Here is a 25,249-nt window from a genome sequence, read left to right as displayed (position 1 = left end):
GGCGAGCGCCTAGTCCAGATTTTTCACAAACACCTTCGAGTTGCGTTGCAGGTTATACATGCTTTGCTTTTTCACCGGCAAATCCACTACCTGCCCCAACTGAAAGCCCCGCTCGATAAACCAGTGGGCTGTTTGCGTGGTCAGAACAAAGAGTTTGCTCATATTGGCGGATTTGGCGCGCCGCTCCGCATAGGCTAACAGCTGGTCGCCACGGCCCTGCTTGCGATAACTGTTTCTGACTGCGACACAGGCCAGCTCCACACAGCGCTCATCTTCGAACTGATACAGGGCGGCGCAGCCAATGATAGCGCCATCGCGATCATCAACGATGAAGTTGCCAATTTCCTGCTCCAACAGCTCGCGAGACCGCCTTACCAGTATGCCCTGCTCTTCCAGTGGCCGGATCAGCGCCAATATGCCGCCGACATCGTCAATAGTTGCAGGGCGAATCTCATCATAGGAATCATCGGTGATTAAGCTGCCTACGCCATCACGCGTAAACATTTCTTGCAGTAAGGCGCCGTCTTCCTTATAGCTGATCAGATGCGCTCGCCGCACGCCATTTTGTAAAGCGCGACAAACTGAAGAAAGTTGCCGATATTCTTCTGTGTCGGAGGATAAATTTTGCAAATGCTGCAATGCATCATTCACTGACAAATCACGCAGAACGCCGCCATCCGGCCCAGTCAGTCCACGTTTAGGGCCAAAAACGATCAGCTTATCCGCCTTCAACGCCACTGCAGCGGAAGCCGCTACATCTTCACAAGAGAGATTGAAGACTTCTCCAGTCGGCGAATATCCTAAGGTAGGCAACAGGACGATCTGCCCCATCGCCAATAACTTGTGAATGGGCTCCGCCTGGACTTTACGCACAAAGCCCGTATGGCAGTGGTCAACTCCATCCACTACCCCCACAGGTTTGGCGATGACAAAGTTGCCGCTGATCACCTGCAACGCAGCGCCGTGCATGGGTGAGTTCACCAGCCCCATGGACAGCTTGGCTTCTAACTCCGTGCGCAAACGTCCAACCGCCTCACACACGCAAGGCAACGCCTCCCCATCAGTAATACGCACGCCATGATGATGGTGGGATTGCAGGTCGGACTCCTGCAGCCTGGCCTCAATCTGCGGCCTGGCGCCGAAAGCCACAACCAGACGCAGGCCCAGACTGTTGAGCAGAGAGATATCCTGCACAATTGTATTTATTCCAGCATGCGCCAGCGCTTCGCCAGTAAGAAGAATAACGACGGTCCGGCCACGATAGGCGTTAATATAAGGCGAAGAATGTCGGAACCAGTAAACCTGCTGCGCTGGATCGCGTTGCACGGCGCCGCCGGATTGCGCACCGAGGGAGGGAGGTTTTTCCTGATTTAATTCATTCATAGTCGCCAGTCTCAATTCTTTCCTGGGCGTATCCCAGGCGGTTAATCCAGCCATACGCTCATACTGAAGCTCTACTCACTCTCCAGCAGAAGCGACTGCCGCTTAGCATAAGGCAATTTGCAGATTTGAAAAGTCCAGGGAAATAACTTATTCAGAGCACTATAACTATAGACACAGACGTCGTATAAGCTCTTCCAGCAGTTTCATCATAGGGGGAATTCGATCCAGAGACACGTATTCATCAGGCTGGTGAGCCTGATCAATGTCTCCAGGACCCAGGACAACCGTTTCCGCTCCCAACTGCTTGAAAAACGGGGCTTCCGTCGCAAACGCTACGGTTCCGGAGGCTTTGCCCGTCAGCTCTTCGCATATGCGAACCAAGCGACTGTCTTCACGTTCCTGGAAACTGTCTACGCCGTCAAACAGAGGACGTAACTGAATATCTACTTCATGCTTTTCCGCAATGCTACGCAATTGGCTGCGTATACTTTCACGCACCGTCTCCATGGGCATTCCCGGCATTAAGCGCACGTCGTACTGCAGTTCGCAACTTTTACAGATTCTGTTGGGGTTGTCGCCGCCATGGATGCACCCCAGATTTAAGGTTGGATAAGGGATCTCAAAACCAGGATTGCTGTATTGCTCCACCCATGACGAGCGCAACTCTCTCAAACTGATCATCACATCCGTCATCGCCTCCAGCGCATTGCGTCCCAACGCGGGTTGCGACGAATGGCCAGAACGGCCCTCTACTTTGATGGCGTCCATCAAAATGCCTTTGTGCTGCCGAATGGGTCGCATACCGGTCGGCTCACCGATGACGACATAGTCGCCGTAATTTTTGGCCGCCTGCATGAGCCGTCGCGCGCCATCCATTGAGCTTTCTTCATCCGCAGTAGCGATCAATGTCACCGGCTTGCGCAGATACGGCAGGGCTGGCGCCAAGGCGGCCAGCGCCAGAGCGAAAAAACCTTTCATATCGCAAACACCCAAGCCGTACCACTTGCCATCCCTTTCACTCAGCTTGAACGGATCGCTATTCCAGGCGCCATCGTCATAGGGCACTGTATCCGTGTGCCCCGCCAGCACTAAACCACCTTCGCCCTGCCCGGCCTTGGCGACTAAATTCCATTTATCGCCTGCTTCGTTCACTGGCAATAACGCAACATCCATCCCCAGGGTTTCGCACCATTGCGCCAATCGCTCCACCACAGGGCGGTTACTTTGATCCCATCGCGGCAATGTGCTGCTCACGGAAGGAATGGCGACTAGCTCGCGAATCATGGTTTCCAGCTTCGGCAGTTCGGGCATGCGCACTCCTCAGGCTTGAATGTTAATAACGGACCCCTTCAGGCAGCCGCGTTATGGCTATTTATATACCTTAATCTCTGCAATATCGCGCTTCTTGATATGGAAGCTCACCGACCCCGTCTGCAATGGCACAGCTACGTCTATCTGGTATTCCAGCACTTTTTCGATGCTGCCTTCGATCAACTTGCCGGAATTTTCCTTCAGCCTCACGGGATACCCCACATATGCATCAAGCTCTTCCACTTCGACTTGACGATAAGCCTTTTCAACCTTGGGCGGCGGCGGTTTGGGAGCTTCCACAACCACAGGCGGCGGAGACAGAAACGCCTTCAACTTGGCCTGATCGATAGTGGCGCTCAAATCTGGAATCATGACTTGGTTCATGCGGAGTTGCAGCCCCAGCGCATCCACGATGGAGCTCATGTCCATAAAGGCCAGCAAGCTGTAGTCCAGCTCATCAACGGGGTTCACTATAACCTCAAACACCCTGCCGTCTTTCAAGTAATCAGCATATGCTCCAATTAAATCTTGGTTTAAAGTAATGCCAGCTTCCGCCATCCGCTGAACCGTCTTATCAACGCTACCTTGTATAAATTGCGCTGGAGAGTCTCCCGTCTTTCGGGTACAAAATGAACTTAGGCGTTTATTGAAAGACGCATCCTGATGCACATAAGAAAGATATTTCACCCGTGGAAATTTACCGCCCTCACTAGAAGGCATAGATAAAGCCCCATCGAAGTCAATCTGTCCTTGAATGTTATTCATTCCCTGGATATCAATATTAAAGAAAATACTACTATTCGCAGATACTGGTTCATTGCGATATCCCCAGGATGCGTCGACTCTTAAACGGTCATATCCCAGCTCTCTTAACTCTTTAAATTCAATCTCTTCTACATCGCCACAATTGATCGCCAAAAGATCGTTGAAATTATGCGAGCCATCTTCCGCAGACTTATAGTTTTCCCAAGTATCAATCGTTGGGAAGTTTGCATTAGTCACCGTAATTTCAAAAGCATCTGGCGCACTAGCATTTGGGCTGTGCGGAGAACGCCGATTTAACAGTGAGTAATAATCCAGCATGGCGAATACTGATGGAAACTTCAGACTAATTTCCTGAATAGGAATAGTCTCCCTTAACTGATAAGGGGTAACTTTAATATCCTTAATAATTATCTCTCCTTCCAGGTTGGAGCTGATCCAGCCGTAATCCACCGCCATATGAAGCGCCGTCGCTTCTTTAAATTTAGCGATTGCTTGGTCCGTCTGATACCAGACCAATCCTTTGAACGCCCCATAGGCCCCTAATACAACTAAAAAAGTAGTGACTATAAATTTCTTCATGAGGTCAGCATCCGAATATTTGCTTACTAATCAATGCGCGACTTAATTAAAGCAGCCTAGTCCGCAAAAACAAACAGGCCCGGTGTGAACCGGGCCTCAGCCTGAAGGCTTTTCTGCGGTTTGGCGCTAGATCAGGCGTCGTCGCAGCCTTTGCGGGTTATCAAGGTGCCTACGCCTTCATCGGTAAAGATTTCCAGTAGCGTGGCGTGGGGAACCCGGCCGTCGATGATATGGGCGCTATGCACGCCATTTTTCACCGCTGACAGGGCGCATTCGATCTTGGGCAGCATTCCGCCATGAATAGTGCCGTCAGCGATCAGTTCGTCGACTTGCTTTGTGCTCAGGCCAGTCAACACTTTGCCTTCCTTATTCATCAGGCCGGCGATATTGGTAAGCAGCATCAGCTTTTCCGCCTGCAGTACTTCAGCAACTTTACCTGCGACCAGGTCAGCGTTGATATTGTAGGACGCGCCATCCTGACCGACGCCAATAGGCGCAATAACAGGGATGCAATCGCTGTCAGTGAGCATGGTGATGATATCTTTGCGTACGCCCGTTACTTCCCCGACATGCCCAATGTCGATGATCTCCGGCTTTTGCATATCAGGCGTGGCGCGGGTGACTTCCAGTTTTCGCGCAGTAATGAAGTTGGCGTCTTTGCCAGTCAAACCGATAGCTTTACCGCCATTGCGGTTGATCAGGGCGACGATGTCTTTGTTAACCGAACCGCCCAGCACCATTTCCACCACGTCCATGGTTTCACTGTCCGTGACACGCAGTCCGTTTATAAAGCTGGATTTGATATTTAGTCGCTGCAGCAAATCTCCGATCTGCGGGCCGCCACCATGCACAACGATGGGATTGATCCCTACCAGTTTCATCATGACCACATCTCGGGCGAAGCTGTTTTTCAACTCTTCATCCGTCATGGCGTTGCCGCCGTATTTGATCACAATGGTTTTCCCCGCAAAGCGCTGTATGTAAGGCAGCGCTTTACTCAATACCGCCGCAACCTGGAGGGCGTTATCTCGATCAAGCATAATTCCGTTAGTCTCCTGCGAATCTCAATGCACAGTTTCAGCGAGCCCAATCCCGGACCCGCTGTGATTTAAAAAGGAATAGACAAAGAAGGGTCCACGGCCAACAACTGGTCGCGGAAAACTTTTTGAATGCGCGCCAGCGCTTCCTGACTCTCCGCTTCAAAGCGCAGCACCAGCACCGGCGTGGTATTGGAAGCCCTGCACAGGCCCCAGCCATCAGCGTACTCAACTCTCACGCCATCAATACTGGACACGTTACCGTCGCCCCAGGATGCGTTTTGAGACAGTTTTTCCATGACCATAAACTTGCTGCTGTCGCTGACCGCAACATTGATTTCCGGGGTGGATACATCTTCCGGGAACTCGTCAAACACAGCGTCTGCGTTGCGCTCATCGATACCAAGAATTTCCAACAGACGAGCGGCGCTGTATATGCCATCGTCAAAACCGAACCAGCGCTCCTTGAAGAAAATATGGCCGCTCATCTCTCCCGCCAACAATGCGCCCGTCTCTTTCATCTTGGCCTTGATCAGCGAGTGTCCGGTCCGCCACATGATCGGACGGCCGCCATAGCTGGAAATAAGGGAGTTCAGTCGGCGGCTGCATTTCACGTCGAAAATAACATCAGCGCCGGGATTACGGGAAACGACATCCTTGGCGAACAACATCAACAGACGGTCCGGCCAGATAATCTTGCCTTTCGCCGTAACCACGCCTATGCGGTCGCCATCGCCATCAAAGGCCACGCCGATATCCGCGCCCACTTCCTTCACCTTCGCGATAAGCGCCTGCAGGTTCTCCGGCTTGCCTGGGTCTGGGTGGTGATTTGGGAAGTTGCCATCCACCTCACAGAACAGCGGCGTTACTTCGCAGCCCAGTTCTTCAATCAGCTTGGGCGCAATATCGCCAGCGACGCCGTTGCCCGCATCCAACACCACTTTAAGCGGCGCAGCAACAGCAATATCATTGACGATAGCGTCGATATAATTCTGGCGGATATCCTGATTTCTCAGCTCCCCCTGCCCTTTAATATAGTTCTGCGTACGTATCCGCTGCAGCAGCTTCTGAATCTCCGCCTGCGCCAATGTATCTCCCGCCAACATCATCTTAACGCCGTTATATTCGGCGGGATTATGGCTGCCAGTCACCATCGCGCCAGAGAGCGTTTGCGTATGATGCGCAGCAAAATAGAGTACTGGTGTAGGCACAAGCCCCACATTAATGACATTAACGCCGGTCGCCATAATCCCTTGCGCCAGCGCCTTCGCCAAAGCTGGGCTGGATTCACGGCCGTCATAGCCCAGACACATGTCCGTTACATTTTTCTGGCGCGCTTCAGAGCCCAGCGCTCGCCCGATCTCGTACACCACTTTAGCATCCAGGGTATCGCCCACTACTCCGCGAATATCATAGGCTCGGAATATGGTATCGGAGACATTCACAACCTGGGATTCGTTGACCTCCATTGACGCGCCCTCGCCAAAGTCGGAGGCAGGCTCGTCATCGTGTAACCCCAGCAGATCGTCGTCCTCTCCCAGCATGCTGATATCCAGCGCATCATCATTAAACAGCGGCGCAGCCTCCTCTTTGGCAGGCTGAGGCGCTTTCTTAGCCGGAGCAGCCTCAGCCCCTGAGTCAGCAGCCGTGGCTTTGGATTTAGTGGGGATTGAGCGCTTCACAACTGTCTGACGCGCCTGATCCAGCAACACGACCATAGAATGGAACGCAAGCAAAGAGATCTTGGGCGAACTCGGCTTTTCTCCCATGATGCAGGCTTGGCCAAATGCAGTAACTGCGGAAATATCCTTGCGCACCTTCTTCGTAAGCAAAAACACGGGCGCAGCCGCCAATCCCGCTGCTAATAAAGCAATAGCGAGCGCGACGATCCACAACATCTGGTCGCTATATGAAAAGCGGGCGGACTCGTTGGGGTAATACGCCACTTGCCATTGCGGCAGCGCCGTACCGCCCACCAGCTTGTCGCCTGAGCCTTGCCCATGTTCTATCACCACTCGTTGCTGTCCGCCAACAGACTGCAACAGCTGATACTTCCCACCGCCAGTCTGGCGCCAGGTCGGCTCCAGAATCTCAGTGCTGAACATCACTAAAACCGTGCCCACAATCACGTTGGAATCTGTTTGCACCGGCTTTACGACTTGAATAAACCATTTTTCGTTAGATACGAAGGCTTCCAGGCGCACCGCCTTGCCTTGCTCTACATTACGCACCATATCCAGGCTGGCGAAGCTCACCGGCACCGGAGCTTCCGTGTCGCGCACGCCTCTTCCCTTCTGAAACGCCACCGCCCGCACTGCGGCAGGCAACGTTTTAGTGGCGATACCTGTAACTTGAGCGCGCACCTGATCATCCACAAATCTGGCGGCGTCCACACTGCCCGCCAAGACCGCGACCTGATCCTCGATAAATTTCAGGCGGTTATTAATGACGGATACCGCCGCGTCTAAATTACTCTTCTGGGTCGCGGCATTGACTTCATCCACCAAGGGCTGCAGTACCGTGGCTTTTAATACAAAAGCGGTGATGACAACGCAGACCGCCGCCAAGGCGGCGCTCAATCCGGCAAAAAGCCCCGGACCGGCAAGCCCTTTGGTTTCCGTCTGTTTGCTTTTACTCGCTGGGGCCGGCTTGGGTTTCTTGGCGCCGTTACCGTTCGCTTTGCCGTTAGTCTCCGCCTGCTTCTTTTTCATCGGTTTCATTGATAAGCCAATTTACCTTTTGTTCGCATTTCGCCACATGGCCTCAGCACGCCCTTCGCACACTGAAGCTAACGTCATGTAAAGAATACACATTTACTGCAACTCGGCCTACGCCGCTTAGTTGCGGCGGTTATCAAAACGAGCAAAWGCTTATTTAGTTCCCGTTGAACCAAAGCCGCCTGCGCCACGAGAGCTGTCATTAAAATCGTCAACAATCTCAAAACCAACCTGCACCACAGGCACAATCACCATCTGCGCTATACGTTCGCCAATATTAATGGTGAATGCATCCTTCCCTCTGTTCCAACATGAGACCATGACCTCGCCTTGATAGTCCGAGTCAATCAGGCCAACCAGATTCCCCAGGACGATTCCGTGTTTATGCCCCAAACCTGAACGGGGCAGTAGCATAGCCGCCAATCCGGGGTCAGAAAGATGAATCGCCATTCCCGTGGGTATAAGCGTAGTCTCCCCTGGTTGAAGCGTGACAGGTTCCGCCAGACAGGCGCGCAAATCCAGACCAGCGGAGCCGTCAGTTGCGTATGCGGGTAGTGGGATTTCCTTGCCCAGACGTTTATCCAGAACCTTCACAAGTAATGCTTGTTTCATGAAACTCAGACCAAATTCAATTATCAGTAGATAGTGTTTTTCGATATTGCTGGACGATATGAGACATTAATTGTCCCGCCAGCGCCTGCTTGGATTGTTTCGCTATTGGAATCACCTCATCCCGACTGATGAGGGAAACTTCGTTTTCATCGCTGTTAAAACCGATGTCTTTGCGAGAAACATCATTCGCGACGATCAGATTAACATTTTTACGCTCCAACTTGCCGCGCGCGTACTCTTCCACTTTCTGGGTTTCCGCAGCAAAGCCAACCGTAAATGGAGCGTTTTGCAAGGCGGCGACATCCGCGAGAATGTCAGGGTTGCGCGTCAATGTAATCTGTAGCTGTTCAGCGGACTTTTTCATTTTTTGGTCAGCCGTAGTTACAGGCCGATAATCCGCGACCGCCGCTGCGGAAATGAAGATATCAGCGCCCGCCTGCACCGCAGCCAAGGCTTCCGTATGCATTTGCAATGCGCCTTCCACATTAACGACCTTCACTCCGCCAGGCTTAGCCAAGGCAACCGGACCGGAGATCAAAGTGACCTGAGCCCCCATTCCGGCTGCAGCCTCCGCCAGGGCATACCCCATTTTCCCCGAACTGTCGTTACTGATGTAACGCACGGGGTCAATACGTTCACGGGTCGGCCCAGCAGTAATCACGACACTGCAGTTCCTGAGAAGATCTCCCAAGGCGAAAAACGCTTCCGTCAAAGCAAGCATAGCAGCCGGCTCCAACATCCGCCCGGGACCTAAGTCACCACAGGCTTGCTCACCCGCATCGGGCCCCCATATAAATGTACGAGGTCGCAGCGAAACCAGTTTTTGCACATTCGCCTGAGTCATTGGATTGCGCCACATGGCTTGGTTCATCGCAGGAGCCACCGCCAACGGAGCTTCACTGGCGAGCAGCACAGTGGTGAGCAAATCATCCGCTAATCCGCCCGCGATTCGGGCGATAGCATCTGCGGATGCAGGCGCAACAATGATTAAGTCCGCCCAACGGGCCAATTCGATATGCCCCATCCCCATCTCGGCTTCGGGGTCCAAAAGACTGTCTCTAACGGGTCTGCCTGATAGCGCCTGGAAGGTCAACGGGGTGATAAACGCTTTCGCGCCTGACGTCATCAACACTTGTATTTCAGCGCCGCTTTTTACCAACAATCGGGTTAGTTCAGCGCATTTATAGGCGGCGATTCCACCCGTGATCGCTAGTAAAACTTTTCTGCCGGTAAGCATCGCGTTACTTCACTCTGTCCCCATTTTGACTGGGGCTACGATAGCACCAGTCCGTTTTTTTTTCATCGCATTTGTATATAATAGCGGCCGTTTTGATTGCCGCAGCATATCAAAGCAAAGATGTATTTAATGGATGAACAAATCAGTAAAGGGATTTTGTATGCCTATCTCCGACTGGCCAAAGGCCGACCGTCCTCGCGAAAAGCTTATCGCCCATGGCGCCAGCAAATTAAGTGAAACCGAACTTCTCGCTATATTCTTCCGAACCGGCTCTCGCGGCCGCAGCGCGGTGGATCTTGCTCGCGACACCATTAATCAGTTCGGCGGGCTTCGCCCCTTACTGGACGCCAGCTTGGATGAATTCACCCAGGTTCCTGGTTTAGGCGAAGCAAAATACAGTCAATTGCAGGCGGCGACGGAACTCGCCAAGCGCTACCTGCAGGAAAAAATGCAGCGAAGCCATAATCTCACCAGCCCCGAGCTGACGCGGGAATATCTAAGCGCCCACCTGCGACATTATCCTTATGAGGTTTTCGCCGCCCTATTTCTGGACAACCAACATCGCGTCATCGCCTACGAAGAGTTATTCCGCGGAACTATCGACTCCGCCAGCGTGCACCCACGAGAAGTGGTGCGCAGAGTGCTAAAACACAACGCGGCGGCTATAATATTCGCTCACAATCATCCGTCCGGCGTCGCAGAGCCGAGTCTTAGCGACAAGGAAATCACAGAAACTCTCCGCAAAGCGCTGAGATTGGTTGACGTGCGAGTTCTGGACCATATGATTGTCGGCGACGGAGAAGTCGTTTCTCTGGCGGAGCGGGGTTGGATTTAAACTCTCCGCCCATATAAAGAAGCGCTTGCGACTGAAAAGCATAAAGAGATGCGCCAAGCCCTCTGGAAATTGTGCAAAAAATGCAAAATATTTTGCCTTGAAAGCCTCTTTCTGCTATAAAGTCGTGCTCATTTTTACGGGTCTGGGTAAAGCGGGAAATTCTCCACCCAGAAGCAGGAATTTTTCAGTACCAACGTTTGGTTGGAGGCGAGTCAAATGTCTAGAGTTTGTCAGGTTACGGGCAAAGGCCCAATAACTGGTAACAATGTTTCTCACGCAAACAACAAAACCAAGCGCCGTTTTCTTCCGAATCTGCAAACTCATCGTTTCTGGGTCGAGAATGAAAAGCGCTTCGTTAAGTTGCGTGTTTCTACTAAAGGTATGCGAATCATCGATAAAGTCGGCATTGATAAAGTGCTGAGCGATATTCGCGCACGTGGCGGCAAGGTTTAAGGAGCTATATTATGCGCGAGAAGATCAGATTGGTTTCTTCAGCTGGAACCGGCCATTTCTACACTACTACTAAAAATAAGCGCACTATGCCTGAGAAAATGGAGATCAAAAAATTTGATCCTGTTGTTCGCAAGCACGTTGCTTATAAAGAAGCCAAGATCAAGTAAGCATCTTACTTCTTCAAGATAACGGCCAAGCCCTTTCAGCTTGGCTGATGAAAGCCCGGCCTAGTCGGGTTTTTTTATGTCCTTCCTTTTCCATACCCTACCGGCAACGCCACATCTACCGCAACAGGGAGGTGGTCAGACACGGGAAAACAAACCACACCTGCATTTCTGATCTGCAACCCAGGGCTAACCATAATATGATCAAGGGACCGCTCAGGCCGCCAACTCGGAAAGGTATTCACTCGCTCAGGTAAAGACACCAGCGTCGTACGCCCTAGCGCCGTAGAGCTTAGCAACTGTTCCGCATGGTTGTTCAGATCCCCCATCAAAACAACATGCTCATATCCGTCAATTAACTCGCAGACATGCTCCAATTGCTGACATTGCGCTTTTTCACCCAATGACAGGTGCAGCATCACCACAACAAGAGGATTAGAGGGATCGCCATAAGTTGCGATAATCGCGCCTCGCCCAGGAATAACGCCTGGCAACTTATGCTGCGTGACGGTGTTCGGCCGATAACGGCTCAACAATCCATTACTGTGCTGAGCAATGCGTCCAAGATTTCGATTCAACTGTTGAAACCAATATGGATGCCCGCTCTTCTCAGCCAGATATTCCACCTGATTGACAAAACCGCTACGAATACTGCCGCCATCGCACTCCTGCAACGCGACTACATCATACTGGCTCAGCAAAGCAGCTATACGATCAAGGTTTTTATTACGGGACTGACTAGGCAAAACATGCTGCCAGCTACGCGTCACATAATGACGATATGCCGCAGTCGAAATGCCTACTTGAATATTAAAACTGAGAAGACGGATATGTCTGTGGTGGGGAAACTCTTCAGCTGCATTCATGTCGCCCTCCATGACGGGAGAGCGACGAGGTAGTAGGGAGCCGAACTTATCTCTGAACTTTTGATACACGCCCCAGCACTCCTACTACGTTAGTTTAGTTAGCGCCCTCTCAAGAACCTTTTGCTTGACGCTCTTTATCTATCAAGAAGTCGGCAACCTTCAGCATATCCTCGTAAGTACCGCCACGAATAGCGTCTATGCGGTATTTACCATTAACCACCAACGCAGGCACCCCTGTCGCCCGGGCAGAAAGCGCACGTGAAGCGGCTTGCTCAACTTTGGACTTCACACTGAAAGAATTATAGGCCTTTTTAAACTGTGCTTCTTCCACGCCATACTCAGCGAAGAATTTAGCCAAGTCATCTTCGGAGTTGATGGACTGGTGATCTCTCGCCAGCGCATCGAACAGCGGCTGATGCATTTTTTCTGAAACGTCCAATGCTTCCGCCGTGTAGAAAGCCTGAGCATGGGCCTTCCAGATCTTATTGAAAGCCGCTGGCGAACGGAAGAAGCTTACATCTTCCGGCAAACTCTTTTTCCAAGCGTTAACCAGAGGATCAAACTTGTAACAGTGAGGACAGCCGTACCAGAACAACTCCACCACTTCGATCTTAGAAGCGTCGCGCACCGGAATCTGCGCCGGCAACGTCTTATAGTGCTGTCCTTCAACATAAGTCTCAGCCCTGGCCGCCAGAGCAACCAGACCCAAAGTCATTATTAATAGAATCCTGGCGAACTTCCGCATTTACGATCTCCGAGCTCCGTTGATTAGAAAATATTTGCAGGCATGCTGTAAGAAAAAAAGTTTTACCTCTTAGCATTCATTATGCAACTCCAGAGCCTAGCTTATGACAAACAATTAATATGGCTGCAAGCCGCGCATAACAAAAAAGGCGGCCAAAGCCGCCTTTTTTGAACTGGTATATTCCAGGCTGCGATTAGTGCAGGCCCAGAATATAGTTAGCTAATGCTTTGATCTCTGCATCGCTCATATTGGCGGCGATGTCGCGCATGATGCGGGTCTCGCCATCATTGGAGCGATCGCCAGAACGGAAGCTCTGTAATTGCTTGGCGACATAGTCAGAATGCTGGCCGCTTAAACGGGGAAATCCTGCTGGGAAGTTGCCTGAACCATTGGGCGAATGGCAACCGGAACAGGCGGGGATGCCTTTGGCGGCGTTACCTGCGCGATAAAGCGACTCGCCCTTCTCTAAAGTCGCCTCACTGGCGGAGCCGACTGTTGCAGGCTGACTGGCGAAGTATGCGGCGATATCCTCGATATCCTGGTCCGACAGGTTATCTGTCAATCCAGCCATTTCCGGCACTGCGCGATTTCCGGACTTGATATCGTGAATCTGTTTAATCAGATATCTTTCCCCCTGCCCCGCCAGTTTGGGGAAGTTGGGAACGGCGCTGTTACCGTCAGCACCATGGCAGGCCGCGCAAACTGCAGATTTGGTCTGTCCCGCCTTAGGGTCTCCCTCAGCGTGCGCCAGGCCAACCATACCCATCGCCAGCACCAAACCAGTTACGAAAATTCTCATTGTTGACCCCATCAGCTACCTATTTAATTTGCAATTACATTGTTGAGGCGCTTTGATCCAAGATACCCCAAGCACAATCAGTATCTTATTTTACCAATTCGCGCATGCTGCAATTACGTGAAAAGAACTGGATTATCTTTCCACGCCCTTAAAACGGTCTGGTATTATACATAAAACACTCAAAACATGAACGAATAAACAACGCGACATCGTCATTCAAAAACGCAGCCTCAGAACGATGCTGCATCCACTCATTTTTCGATATTTGCAAGCATTAAAGGTATGACCCAAACCACCAAACGCCCCGTCTCATATCAAAGCGCCCGCTTCCTTATGAGCGCAGAACAGTTGCAGCAGTGTCCGCCTGATATGGGCGTAGAGGTCGCCTTCGCCGGACGCTCTAATGCAGGAAAATCCAGCGCTCTGAACGCGATCACCCAAAACGGGAAACTGGCGAAGACATCCAAGACGCCGGGCCGCACTCAGCTTATTAACTTCTTTACCCTGAATAGCGAAGGCTGCCGACTGGTCGACCTTCCAGGCTATGGCTACGCCAAAGTACCAAAAGCCATGCTTGAAAAGTGGCGGAGCAATTTGCAGCGCTATTTAGAACACAGATTGACGCTAAACGCTTTGATCCTGGTCATGGATATCCGACATCCTCTCAGCCCCTTTGACTGCAGCATGCTTGACTGGTGCGAAGCGCGGGGACTGCCGACACTGGTGTTGCTGACGAAAGCAGACAAACTCAAGTTCGGCCCCGCCAAAAGTGCGCTTCAAGAGGTAAGAAAAGAGCTGAAGAAGAATTGGAAGTTTCCTGTCGAAGCGCAGCTCTTTTCCTCCGTCAGCAAAACGGGAGTTGAAGAAGCCCACGCATTTATGGACCGCTTTTTTATCCCGCCTGACGACACGGCTTCAGATATTGAGGAAACCGCTGAGCCCCAGGCATAAACATCTCACGACCAGCGACTCATAGACCCAGGTCATTGAGAACGCTGGGGGAGTAATTCTGCTGTAATCCGGTCACTTGATCATAAAACGCGGGTTGCAGATACGGCGCTTCCAGACAAATAACCTGATATATCCCATGCTTGAGAGTGTCTTTACGGATCAAGGCGCTCTCTTCGCCTGCGGCGGTTTTTAGAAACGACATCCAGTTCGTCACCACCAGCCAGACATTTAAAGCCAAAGATCGACGCAAGTGGTCGGAAACCGGCCTTAAAATACCAGACAGCTCCATTCCCCTGATGATATTCACCACGCTACCGATACAGCGCTGCGTGAATTTACGATAGTCAGCCTTCAAGCGCTCATCTGACTCAAGATAGTGCTCCAGATCCCGATGGAAAAAACGGTAGCTCCATAAGCCATCGAATACTGACTCAAGATAATCAAACTGGTCCTCAACAGTCAGCGGCCGTCCTTCCGGGGCTTGCAAATAGTGATCGACCAGCAGTTGATACTGTAAAAAAATCTCGTAAATAATGTCTGTTTTATTGCGAAAGTGATAATAGAGATTGCCCGGAGAAATGCCTAAATGAGAGGCGATATGATTAGTAGTGATGTTGCGTTCTCCGCGCTCATTAAATAAATCCAGACTGGCTAAAATTATCTTTTCTCTAGTGTTCATTACGACTGCTCTGATCCAAACCGGCGGCTTTCATTATGAATAGTTCCTTCTACACATCCAGGCCTTGACACCTAGAGTATATACTCTAAAAATATAACCACTGATGCAAGCGTAGAAAAACAAAAATCAGCACCATGGGGCAAGACGCCCAGGAGGCGATAATGGCGGCGGACGTTCTCACGATCACAACTAGCAAGAAAGAAATTCAACACCTGCACCGGGCGTTTCAAGCGCAAAAGCGCGCGTTTGACCACGACCCAAATCCCAGTTACGAAGTGCGGCGCGACACCTTGATTCGCTTGAAAAAAGCGTTGCTGAACAATCAAGAGGCGTTGCTTGACGCTATTAACGAAGACTTTTCCTCCCGTTCTCGCGACGAAACGCTTCTAGCGGAGTTTATGCCCGCCATTCAAGGCATCAACTATACGCTTAAGCACCTTAAATCCTGGATGAAACCCTCCCGCCGGCAGGTTGGCCTACTGTTTTTCGGTTCCGAAAATTCAGTCCACTACCAAGCGCTGGGCGTGGTAGGCGTCATCGTTCCCTGGAATTATCCTCTCAACCTGGCGGTTGGTCCTCTTATTACCGCATTGGCGGCAGGCAATCGGGCGATGATAAAAATGTCCGAGTATACGCCGCGCACTTCCCAGGTATTCCAGGACCTCATGGCCAACACCTTTAGCGAGGATCTGGTTTCCGTAATCGTTGGTGAAGCGGATGTCGCCGCCGAGTTCTCTCGCCAGCCATTTGACCACCTGATATTCACTGGCTCCACTACTGTCGGACGCATGGTCATGCGCGCCGCGGCGGAAAACCTGACGCCCGTGACGCTTGAACTAGGCGGCAAGTCTCCCGCAGTCATCTCGAAAAACCTTCCGATTACTGACGCAGCGGAGCGTATCGCATTCGGTAAAGCCTTTAACGCCGGCCAAACCTGTATTGCGCCGGATTATGTCTTGTGTCCTGAGGATAAGGTCGAGCCTTTTATAGACGCTTTCAGGGAGAAGTTTCGCAAGCTGTATGCGACATTGAAGGACAACCCGGACTACACCGCGATTATCAACGATCGCCAACACAAACGTCTTTGCGGCTACTTAAAAGATGCGGAGAACAAAGGCGCTACATTGATTGAGTTGAATCCGGCCAATGAAGATTTCAGCCGCGGCACCCGCAAACTCCCATTGACGCTGATTATCAACGCCACGCCAGAGATGAAAGTGTTGCAGGAGGAAATATTCGGACCTCTGTTGCCGATAGTTCCCTACCACTCCATCGATGACGCCATTCGCTACATTAATAACCGCCCTCGCCCCTTGGCCCTCTACTATTTCGGCTATAAGAAAAGCGAGCAAAAGCATCTGCTGGAGCGCACTCATGCAGGCGGCGTCTGCATCAACGATACCCTCGTGCACTTCGCCCAGGACGACCTGCCGTTTGGCGGCATCGGCGAGTCTGGCATGGGGCACTATCACGGCAAGGAAGGCTTTCTCACCTTCTCCAACCACAAAGCCGTGCATACAAAGCAGCGCTTCCACAGTGGAAAAATCATATTTCCCCCTCACGGCACGCTGCTGCATCAATTGGTATACAAGCTATTCCTGCGTTAGCAGGAGCAGCCGAATCCACCTTAGATACCGTCTACAGAACGACCGAACGCTCGCCGGTAGACGCCTCCAGCGACTCAACTTGCGCCGCGCCTTCAGGGCGCGTAGCCTATACGCGAATTGCGCGCCGTACAGGCTATGCGCCCACTTAACCCCATAACACCCCTTTAGCTGACGCCGGAATATTCCGTCTATGAATACCGTTATCTACCCAGGCACCTTTGACCCTATCACCAATGGTCATAAAGACTTGATCGCCCGCGCTTCGCGCATTTTCGATAAAGTGGTGGTGGCCGTTGCAGCCAGCCCGAAAAAGAATCCTCTGTTTTCACTGGAAGAGCGGGTGGACCTGGTGCGTCAGGTCGTCAAGCCGTTCCCCAACGTAGATGTAAAAGGATTCAGCAACCTGTTAGCGGATTTCGTACAACAAAACCAGGCCAATATCATTCTCCGCGGGCTGCGCGCCGTGTCCGATTTTGAGTATGAGTTCCAGCTTGCCGATATGAACCGTAAGCTGGCCCCAAACGTGGAAAGCCTCTTTCTGACCCCTGCCAACCACCTTTCCTACATCTCCTCTACGCTTATCAGAGAAATCGCTGTGCTGGGCGGCGATGTGACGGAGTTTGTAGATCCAATCGTCTCTAAGGCCTTGCAACAACAATTCGCATTGCGCAAGTGATTCCAGGGTTGTGTTTTTGATACAATCGGCATGTTTCTAGAGCACTGTATAGTCGGATAGGGCAATAAAAGAGTGGCGGCCACCACCCTGTCCGACAAGCATGAGGTACCCTATGGCGCTAATGATTACGGACGACTGCATCAACTGTGATGTATGCGAGCCGGAATGCCCGAATGAAGCGATTTCGCCGGGCGAAGAAATATATATTATCGACCCCAACAAATGCACTGAGTGCGTCGGCCACTATGACGAACCACAGTGCCAGCAGGTATGCCCTGTCGACTGTATTCCTCTGGACCCTAACAAGGTGGAAACCGAAGAGGAGCTGATGACGAAATATTACAAACTGACAGGCAACACGCCAGCCTAATATGCTTGCCGGGACGGACGTACAAGTGTCCGTCCCCACCTTTATCTATTCCCTCCTTTCTATATAAGTTCGGCAATATATCCTCACTCTCTTTTACTTGTTTTTACCTGATATAAAGGACTTACCTTTATTAGTTCACGACATCTTTAAGCAATGTGAGCTAAACTTATAAACTGGAAATGTATTTCCAAACGGCGAAGCCGTCTCATCATTGTATTTTTGCTGGAGATAGATCATGGCTACCCGTGAGCGAGAAAAAGAAGCGGAAGACGAACAAATGACCGAAGCACAACGGCTGACGCTGCTTGAGAAAAGCATGTCGCTGAACCGCTTTTTCTTGCTGTTACTCGCCATGCTGATCGTCGTGACCTTATCCGTCACTATCACCGTCTCCATTATCAGCGCTATGGACAGCGGAGGCGATTCCGCAAAAACGGCGGAGATAGCAGACCTGCAAAACAAAGTGCAGGAGTTGCGACAGGAACTCCAGGCGACCCGCGAGCAGGTCGCAGCCCTGAATGCCGAGATTCCCACTATTAAAACCTCCATTGCAAACGGCAGCGCCCCCGCTTTTCAGCGCCTGTTGCTGAAGCAGGAAGCAAGCTACCAGGAGTTTATTCGCGGCGTCAAAGAAGGGATGTACGATCTGGCGCGCATGGTGCCGGGATCTCGCACGTGGCTGGAACTCTATAATGAGAAAATGGACCGCGCGCTCCAGTTTAGTCAGGAGCGCCAGCGTGAACTACAGCGCCTGAACACAGGCGGCGTGCTTATTGAGCCCGGCGGCTGAACAGGCCTGGTTCATTCGCCTTCGCTTTCAGACCCCATCAGAATGGACATCCAGCGGGTTTCTTCACTGGAGTCCAACGCAATCTTCAACATCATGGTTAACGGAACGGACAGTAGCATCCCCACCGGCCCCAGTATCCATCCCCAGAATACCAATGACAGAAACACCACCAGCGTAGACAGGCCCAATCCGCGCCCCATGAACTTGGGCTCGATAATATTCCCCATCACCACATTGATCACGACATAGCCCGCGCCGGCGATAGCCGCATGACCCGGCCCCAATTGGATCAACGCCAGCAACACCGCGGGAATCGCTGCGATGATTGACCCAATATTAGGGATAAAGTTGAACAGCAACGCCAGCACCGCCCATAGCAGCGCATAATCCACTCCCAACGCCAACAACATGATCCAAACTGTTAATCCTGTCACCAGACTGATGATGGTCTTTATCGACATGTAACGTTTTACGTTGTCGAGAAACAAGTCCATACGCTCGAAAGCCATGCGTCCCTCAAAGGCGCGATGCAGCTTATTGGGCAGCACCGTAGCCTCAAACACCATAAAAATTACGGTCAAAACAATGAGAAACGCGTTGGACAACACGCCCCCTAGTCCTCCCAGCATATTCACGGCGGTCTTGAGCAGCGAGCCAGGGTTGAAGTAATTCTTTACGACGCTTTGGGAGATATGTATTCCCATCGAATTCAGCCAGTTGATGAACTCTCCGCTCACCCCCTGCAGGCGCTCCTGATAAAAATCCAGATTTTCCTTAAAGTCCGCCAATGACGAAGCAATGACGCTCACCACCAGCAACTGCGCACAGGTGATTCCCACCAGCACCAGTATCAGAGAAAGCCAGGCCGGTACGCCCTTGGACTGAAGGAAGACAAAGGGCGGCGTACACAAGATGGCGAAAAAAGCGGAAAGGAGAAAAACAGAGACAATAGACTCCGCCTGTTTAATACCGGCGACGACAACGATAAACGCCGCCAGGGTAATTAAAAATCGCGCGCCTGCAGAAAATCCTGCCTGCTGAGACATAAAAGTGCTCCTGGAAATTACGGAGAGGGCTTCCTAGACGGAAGCCAACTGAGTAAGCAAAAAGTTCTGGGCGTTGAAGCGCTCTTCACCCTCTTCCATCACCTTGCGCTCATAGGAGCCATCCGGCTGCAGAAGCCAGGCGTTGGAGTTATCCCGCAAATAGGCGTCCAGCTCACTTTTGATACGCTCCGCCAACTCTTTTCGCTCGATGGGGAAACAGGTCTCCACCCGATTCAACAGATTGCGCACCATCCAATCCGCGCTGGAAGCGTACACTTCGTACTTGCCATGATTGTGGAAATAAAACGCGCGCGTATGTTCCAGAAAACGTCCGACAACCGAACGCACCTGGATATTTTCAGACACTCCGGGAATCCCCGGACGCAAGCAGCAAATGCCGCGAATAAGCAGATCAATGCGCACCCCGGCCTGGGACGCTTCATACAGGGCCGTGATGACTTTGGGTTCGGTCAGCGCATTGAACTTGGCGAGGATATACGCCTCTTTACCCGCTCTGGCGTTTTCCGCTTCACGACTGATCAGTCCAAGCAATTTGTCATGCAACGTGAACGGCGCATGGAACAGCTTCCTGATTTTGAGCGCTTTGCCCATTCCGGTCAGCTGCAGGAATATCCTATGCACATCCTCACACAGGGCGTTCTCAGCGGTCAGCAGGCTGTAGTCCGTGTAAAGTCTGGCGTTGCTGGCGTGGTAGTTGCCAGTACCGAGATGCACATAGCGCCGCAACTGGCCTTCCTCGCGACGGACGATCAGAATCATTTTGGCGTGAGTTTTAAAGCCCACCACGCCATATACCACAATCACCCCCGCCTCCTGCAGGCGACTCGCCAGCTCCAGGTTTTCCGCCTCGTCGAAACGGGCGCGCAGCTCGATAACCGCCGTCACTTCCTTGCCTCGACGAGCCGCATCCGCCAACGCCGCGACTATTTCAGACTGGCTGCCGGAGCGATACAGCGTCTGGCGAATCGCCAGCACATTGGGGTCTTTCGCAGCTTGACGCAGCAGGTCAATGACCGGCGTAAAACTCTGAAATGGATGCAGCAGCAGAATATCCTGCTTGGCGACGACCTCGAACAGGTTTTCTTTATGCCGCATTTCTTTGGGCAAACCTGGGGTGAATCCGGGGTATTGCAGATCAGGCCGGTTAACGAAGTCATTTACGGCAAGCAAACGCGTCAGGTTTACCGGGCCCGCAACGCGATAACACTCCGTCTCCGTCAGACCGAACTCTTGCAACAAAAACTGCACCAGTTCTTCAGGGCAGTTATCCGCCACCTCCAACCGCACCGCATCGCCAAAACGACGGCTGAGCAGCTCCCCGCGCAATGCCTGCGCCAAGTCTTCCATATCGTCTTCTTCCAGCACCAAGTCCGCGTTACGAGTAATGCGGAACTGGTACATGCCCTTCACCGTCATACCAGGGAACAAGTCGTCGGCATGAGCGTGAATGACGGAGGAAAGGAAAATCAGGTTATCGCCGCCTTCGCAGACTTCGTCTGGTAACCGCACCAATCTTGGTAATGAACGCGGAGCCGGGACGATCGCCATACCTGTCTCACGACCAAAAGCGTCTTTGCCGTCCAGCTCAACGATAAAGTTCAGACTTTTATTGACCAGACGGGGGAAGGGGTGGCTGGGGTCCAGTCCAATGGGGTTGATGACTGGCAGCAATTCGCGCTCGAAGTACTGAGCCACCCAATCTCGCTGGGTCGGCGTCCAGTCTGCGCGGCGCAGAAAGAAGATGTTCTCCTGCTCCAGAGCGGGAATCATCACATCGTTCAGCTCACTGTATTGCTGCTCGACCAGCTTGTGCGCCTGCTCAGCGATGTGCTGTAAGGTCTGCGCTGGCGACATACCATCAGCGCCGACCGTTTCCCGTCCATATTTGATCTGTTGCTTAAGGCCCGCCACACGAATCTCGAAAAATTCGTCCATGTTGCTGCTGAAGATGCATGAAAACATCAGCCTCATCAGCAGCGGGTGGGAAGAATCCAAGACCTGATTCAACACTCGGGCGTTAAACTGCAGATGGCTCAGTTCACGGTTGAAGAAATACTCGGAACTGTTCAGGTCTATCACAGGGACCTGTGAGGAGTCAGCCTCCCCTTCTAACACATCATTAACGGCAACCGTTGTCGAATCGGTACTCATGAAACTGTAATCCTTAAGCGTTTGTTGGTTATGTCTGTTTTAAATGTTGCGCCGCCTTCTTGGCGAAATAGGTCAAAATCCCATCGGAGCCGGCGCGCTTGATGCAGGTCAGCGACTCCATCATCACCGCGGTCTCGTTCAACCAGCCCTGCTGGGCCGCCGCCATATGCATGGCGTATTCGCCGCTGACCTGATATACAAATGTCGGAACCTGAAACTCGGATTTGGCTCGACGCACTATATCGAGGTAGGGCATACCAGGCTTGACCATGATCATGTCAGCGCCTTCGGCCAAATCCAGCGCGATTTCCTGCATGGCCTCATCGCTGTTGGCGGGGTCCATCTGATAGCTGAATTTATCGCTTTTCCCCAGATTGGCCGCCGAGCCGACCGCGTCACGGAATGGCCCATAATAAGCGGACGCATACTTCGCCGAATAAGCGAGTATCCTTGTATTAATATAGCTTTGTTTTTCCAAAGCGCCGCGCAACTCGCCGATGCGTCCGTCCATCATATCCGACGGAGCTACGACGTCCGCGCCCGCTTCAGCATGGGTAAGGCCTTGTTTGACAAGTACTTCTACAGTCTCATCATTGAGCACATAACCTTTGTCGTTAATCAGGCCGTCCTGCCCATGCGTGGTGTAAGGGTCCAGGGCCACGTCGGTGATCACGCCCAGTTCGGGAAAACGGCTTTTAAGCGCCCGTATCGCTGTCGGGACCAGTCCTTCAGGATTATAGGCCTCCGCTGCGTTCTCGCTTTTGCCAGCAGCCGGGATCACAGGAAACAAAGCGATAGCGGGAATCCCCAAGCCCACCAGTTCCTCCGCCTCACGCAACAAATCCTCGACGTTGACCCGCTCAATTCCTGGCATAGAATCAATCTTCTGCGCCTTCTCCTGGCCAGGAAGAACAAACATCGGGTAGATCAGGTCATCGACGGTAAGCGTGGTCTCGCGCATCAGTCGACGGGAAAAGTTATCGTAACGCATGCGTCTCATGCGCACAGCCGGATATTGACGGGGGGTAAATGCCACGTAATCGCCCTCTATGCTGTCAGAAAATTTATCGCATCATGATAAGCCTTTGTTTTCATGAGCGCCACGCCATTTCCTCACCTCAGAGAAGGGATTTCAGGCAAGATAAATTGAACTATTCTCCTCAGTACGAGGTCTATTTCATCACTGACTTTTTAACGCCTTTGGGTTTCGGAAATAAGACATGAAAGCAAAAAGACTTGGCCTGTTATTGCTGTTGGCGTTGCTGATCGGCGCATTTTTCCTGTTCGATCTCAACCGCTACTTCAGCCTCGAGTATTTTGCGGAGCAACGGGAGGCGATATCCGCCTACACTACAGCCAACCCCTTCACCGCCGCCGCCATATATTTTCTCGTCTATGTAGTGGTTACAGGTCTGTCTTTGCCGGCGGCGACTGTTTTGACCCTGGTTGGCGGCGCTGTTTTTGGACTGTTCGAAGGGACCTTACTGGTGTCATTCGCCAGCGTAATCGGCTCCACCGTCGCCTTTTTAGTTTCTCGTCTTTCCCTGCGCGACTGGGTGCAGGGCAGATTCGGCGACTCGCTGCAAGCTATTAACGCCGGCGTCGAGCGAGAGGGGGCGATGTACTTGTTTGGGCTCCGGTTGGTGCCGCTATTTCCGTTTTTCGTCATTAATCTTGTTATGGGGCTAACGCCAATTAAAACCCGCACTTTTTTCTGGGTCAGTCAGTTAGGCATGCTCCCCGGCACCATTGTGTACGTCAACGCAGGCACTCAACTCGGACAAGTGCAATCCGCTTCAGGTATTTTGACTCCAGGACTGATTGCATCTTTCGTACTGCTGGGAATATTTCCTTTTATCGCCCGCCGCATCCTCGACGCGCTGAAAGCGCGCAAAGCCTTGGCGGGAGTGGATAAGCCCGCTCACTTTGATCGTAATCTGGTGGTTATTGGCGCCGGCGCGGCGGGGCTGGTGACGTCCTACATCGCTGCGGCGGTAAAAGCCAAAGTCACCCTTATTGAAAAGCACAAAATGGGTGGAGACTGCCTGAACACGGGATGCGTGCCCAGTAAAGCGTTAATCAGGTCAGCAAAGATCGCCAATTATGTCGAACGCGCTGGTGAGTTTGGCGTGCAAACCAGTAGCCCTACCGTGGATTTCGCCGCTGTCATGGAGCGCGTGCAGTCCGTGATCAAGCAGGTTGAGCCTCACGACTCCGTGCAGCGTTACACCGACCTGGGCGTTGAGTGCCTCGAAGGCGAAGCGACTATCCTCGATCCTTACCGGGTAAAGGTAAACGGGCAGGTTTTGACTACTCGCAATATCGTCATCGCAACCGGAGCTCGCCCTTTTATCCCGCCAATTCCGGGCCTGGACTCAGTGGAGTATTACACCTCCGATACAATCTGGAGCCTGCGCGACAAGCCAGAGCGTCTACTGATCATCGGCGGAGGGCCTATTGGCTGCGAACTCACCCAGGCGTTTCATCGCCTGGGCGTCAAGGTCACGCAACTGGACATGTCCCCCCGACTGATGCCAAGAGAAGATGCGGATGTATCCGCAGCGGTGGAGGCGCGTTTTCGTAACGAGGGCGTTGACTTGCGCTTGGGCTATAGCGCAAAAGCATTCAAGCGAGACGCCTCTGGAAACAGCTTGTTGGTCTGTGAAAAGGACGGAGAGGAAATAGAACTCGCCTTCGATAAAGTGCTGCTGGCGGTCGGGCGCAAAGCCAACACCAGCAACCTGGGCCTGGAAAAACTACAGCTAAACGTCAATAAAGACGGAACGCTAAGAGTAAATGAGTACTTACAGACAGAAATACCGACGATCTACGCAGCAGGCGATGTCGCAGGCCCTTATCAATTTACCCACACTGCCGCCCACCAGGCCTGGTACGCAGCGGTAAACAGCCTGTTTGGCGTCTTTCGAAAATTCAGAGCAGACTACCGGGTGATCCCCTGGGCGACTTTCACTGACCCCGAGGTCGCGCGCGTTGGATTGAATGAGCAGGACGCTATCGCTCGCAATATTCCCTACGAAGTCACCCGTTATGGCATTGACGACCTGGACCGCGCTATCGCCGACAGTGAAGCGCATGGATTTATCAAAGTATTGACCGTCCCCGGAAAAGACAAAATCCTCGGGGCCGCTATCGTCGGTTACCATGCGGGCGAGCTGATTACGGAGTACATCACCGCAATGAAGCATGGCATTGGCCTCAACAAAATCCTGGGGGTTATCCACATCTACCCGACTTTGTCAGAAACCAATAAATACGCCGCTGGCGAGTGGAAACGCGCGCACGCACCGCAAAAAGCGTTGCAATGGCTGGAGAAATGGCACCGCTGGCGGCGCAAGAGCGATACCGATATGAACTCTGCATTAGGGCAAAGCAACAACGAAGTTTAGTGCGGAGGCAGTTTGGGCGGCGCTCGGCAAACGGAGAAAGAGCCGCCC

General features: G+C 52.2%; 23 protein-coding genes. 9 read left to right on the top strand and 14 right to left on the bottom strand.

What is annotated here, in order from left to right; translation table 11 throughout:
- Positions 1-9: 9 nt before the first annotated feature.
- From argA to coaBC, 7 genes are all read right to left on the bottom strand, one after another.
- Positions 10-1,383: an amino-acid N-acetyltransferase gene (gene argA / locus KP814_RS09365; RefSeq protein WP_216736550.1), complete on the bottom strand. Its 1,374-nt coding sequence runs from the start codon at positions 1,381-1,383 to the stop codon at positions 10-12.
- Between the two features lie 165 nt (positions 1,384-1,548).
- Positions 1,549-2,694, bottom strand: coding sequence for an acetylornithine deacetylase (argE, locus tag KP814_RS09360; protein WP_216736522.1), 1,146 nt, complete (start codon positions 2,692-2,694; stop codon positions 1,549-1,551).
- A gap of 57 nt (positions 2,695-2,751) precedes the next feature.
- Positions 2,752-4,038: a hypothetical protein gene (locus KP814_RS09355; RefSeq protein WP_216736521.1), complete on the bottom strand. Its 1,287-nt coding sequence runs from the start codon at positions 4,036-4,038 to the stop codon at positions 2,752-2,754.
- A 131-nt stretch (positions 4,039-4,169) separates the two neighbouring features.
- Positions 4,170-5,078 carry an acetylglutamate kinase gene (argB, locus tag KP814_RS09350; protein WP_011394984.1) on the bottom strand — a complete coding sequence of 303 codons (909 nt, stop codon included), beginning with the start codon at positions 5,076-5,078 and terminating at the stop codon, positions 4,170-4,172.
- Positions 5,079-5,146: 68 nt separating this feature from the next.
- The gene (locus tag KP814_RS33360) at positions 5,147-7,795 is read right to left on the bottom strand and encodes a phosphomannomutase/phosphoglucomutase (RefSeq protein ID WP_371824045.1); all 2,649 of its coding nucleotides are present in this window, start codon (positions 7,793-7,795) and stop codon (positions 5,147-5,149) included.
- Between the two features lie 150 nt (positions 7,796-7,945).
- Positions 7,946-8,404 (bottom strand): dUTP diphosphatase, encoded by a 459-nt coding sequence (dut, locus tag KP814_RS09340; protein WP_216736520.1) that lies wholly within the window; start codon positions 8,402-8,404, stop codon positions 7,946-7,948.
- A gap of 16 nt (positions 8,405-8,420) precedes the next feature.
- On the bottom strand, positions 8,421-9,641 hold the full coding sequence (gene coaBC, locus KP814_RS09335; protein WP_216736519.1) for a bifunctional phosphopantothenoylcysteine decarboxylase/phosphopantothenate--cysteine ligase CoaBC: 1,221 nt from the start codon (positions 9,639-9,641) through the stop codon (positions 8,421-8,423).
- Positions 9,642-9,801: 160 nt separating this feature from the next.
- Between coaBC and radC the strand changes: the two genes are divergently transcribed.
- The 3 genes from radC (at position 9,802) to rpmG (ending at position 11,096) form a co-directional block, all read left to right on the top strand.
- Positions 9,802-10,476 carry a DNA repair protein RadC gene (gene radC, locus KP814_RS09330; protein WP_127968586.1) on the top strand — a complete coding sequence of 225 codons (675 nt, stop codon included), beginning with the start codon at positions 9,802-9,804 and terminating at the stop codon, positions 10,474-10,476.
- A 216-nt stretch (positions 10,477-10,692) separates the two neighbouring features.
- Positions 10,693-10,929 (top strand): 50S ribosomal protein L28, encoded by a 237-nt coding sequence (gene rpmB, locus KP814_RS09325; protein WP_127968585.1) that lies wholly within the window; start codon positions 10,693-10,695, stop codon positions 10,927-10,929.
- A gap of 11 nt (positions 10,930-10,940) precedes the next feature.
- Positions 10,941-11,096: a 50S ribosomal protein L33 gene (gene rpmG / locus KP814_RS09320; RefSeq protein WP_011394978.1), complete on the top strand. Its 156-nt coding sequence runs from the start codon at positions 10,941-10,943 to the stop codon at positions 11,094-11,096.
- Between the two features lie 74 nt (positions 11,097-11,170).
- Here rpmG and KP814_RS09315 read toward each other — a convergent pair whose 3' ends face one another.
- From KP814_RS09315 to KP814_RS09305, 3 genes are all read right to left on the bottom strand, one after another.
- The gene (locus KP814_RS09315; RefSeq protein ID WP_216736518.1) at positions 11,171-11,959 is read right to left on the bottom strand and encodes an endonuclease/exonuclease/phosphatase family protein; all 789 of its coding nucleotides are present in this window, start codon (positions 11,957-11,959) and stop codon (positions 11,171-11,173) included.
- A gap of 109 nt (positions 11,960-12,068) precedes the next feature.
- Entirely contained in the window at positions 12,069-12,704 is a 636-nt protein-coding gene (locus KP814_RS09310; protein WP_216736517.1) for a thiol:disulfide interchange protein DsbA/DsbL, read from the bottom strand.
- A 193-nt stretch (positions 12,705-12,897) separates the two neighbouring features.
- Positions 12,898-13,503, bottom strand: a complete 606-nt coding sequence (locus KP814_RS09305) for a cytochrome c (protein WP_216736516.1) — start codon at positions 13,501-13,503, stop codon at positions 12,898-12,900.
- A gap of 282 nt (positions 13,504-13,785) precedes the next feature.
- Here KP814_RS09305 and yihA point away from each other — a divergent pair, with 282 nt between their 5' ends.
- Entirely contained in the window at positions 13,786-14,454 is a 669-nt protein-coding gene (yihA, locus tag KP814_RS09300; RefSeq protein ID WP_216736515.1) for a ribosome biogenesis GTP-binding protein YihA/YsxC, read from the top strand.
- A 19-nt stretch (positions 14,455-14,473) separates the two neighbouring features.
- Here the strand turns inward: yihA and KP814_RS09295 are convergent, their stop codons facing one another.
- Positions 14,474-15,133, bottom strand: coding sequence for a TetR/AcrR family transcriptional regulator (locus KP814_RS09295; protein ID WP_216736514.1), 660 nt, complete (start codon positions 15,131-15,133; stop codon positions 14,474-14,476).
- Between the two features lie 161 nt (positions 15,134-15,294).
- Between KP814_RS09295 and KP814_RS09290 the strand changes: the two genes are divergently transcribed.
- From KP814_RS09290 to KP814_RS09275, 4 genes are all read left to right on the top strand, one after another.
- Positions 15,295-16,740, top strand: coding sequence for a coniferyl aldehyde dehydrogenase (locus tag KP814_RS09290; RefSeq protein WP_216736513.1), 1,446 nt, complete (start codon positions 15,295-15,297; stop codon positions 16,738-16,740).
- Between the two features lie 190 nt (positions 16,741-16,930).
- The gene (gene coaD / locus KP814_RS09285) at positions 16,931-17,416 is read left to right on the top strand and encodes a pantetheine-phosphate adenylyltransferase (protein ID WP_216736512.1); all 486 of its coding nucleotides are present in this window, start codon (positions 16,931-16,933) and stop codon (positions 17,414-17,416) included.
- 112 nt (positions 17,417-17,528) lie between these two features.
- A complete protein-coding gene (locus KP814_RS09280; protein WP_127968577.1) occupies positions 17,529-17,786 on the top strand; it encodes a YfhL family 4Fe-4S dicluster ferredoxin in 258 nt (85 codons plus the stop codon).
- Positions 17,787-18,021: 235 nt separating this feature from the next.
- The gene (locus tag KP814_RS09275; protein ID WP_216736511.1) at positions 18,022-18,576 is read left to right on the top strand and encodes a hypothetical protein; all 555 of its coding nucleotides are present in this window, start codon (positions 18,022-18,024) and stop codon (positions 18,574-18,576) included.
- A gap of 11 nt (positions 18,577-18,587) precedes the next feature.
- Here the strand turns inward: KP814_RS09275 and KP814_RS09270 are convergent, their stop codons facing one another.
- Genes KP814_RS09270 through hemB form a run of 3 tightly spaced genes read right to left on the bottom strand, consistent with a single transcriptional unit; the run spans position 18,588 to position 22,830 of the window.
- Complete coding sequence (locus tag KP814_RS09270; protein ID WP_127968575.1) at positions 18,588-19,622, bottom strand: AI-2E family transporter; 1,035 nt, start codon at positions 19,620-19,622, stop codon at positions 18,588-18,590.
- Between the two features lie 33 nt (positions 19,623-19,655).
- On the bottom strand, positions 19,656-21,794 hold the full coding sequence (gene ppk1 / locus KP814_RS09265) for a polyphosphate kinase 1 (protein ID WP_216736510.1): 2,139 nt from the start codon (positions 21,792-21,794) through the stop codon (positions 19,656-19,658).
- Positions 21,795-21,822: 28 nt separating this feature from the next.
- Positions 21,823-22,830, bottom strand: a complete 1,008-nt coding sequence (gene hemB / locus KP814_RS09260) for a porphobilinogen synthase (RefSeq protein WP_216736509.1) — start codon at positions 22,828-22,830, stop codon at positions 21,823-21,825.
- A 184-nt stretch (positions 22,831-23,014) separates the two neighbouring features.
- Between hemB and KP814_RS09255 the strand changes: the two genes are divergently transcribed.
- Positions 23,015-25,201 carry an FAD-dependent oxidoreductase gene (locus tag KP814_RS09255; protein WP_216736508.1) on the top strand — a complete coding sequence of 729 codons (2,187 nt, stop codon included), beginning with the start codon at positions 23,015-23,017 and terminating at the stop codon, positions 25,199-25,201.
- Positions 25,202-25,249: the final 48 nt, after the last annotated feature.

This window comes from Hahella sp. HN01, from assembly GCF_018986435.1.
Classification (GTDB): Bacteria; Pseudomonadota; Gammaproteobacteria; order Pseudomonadales; family Oleiphilaceae; genus Hahella.
This window is presented reverse-complemented; position numbering and strand designations above follow the sequence as displayed.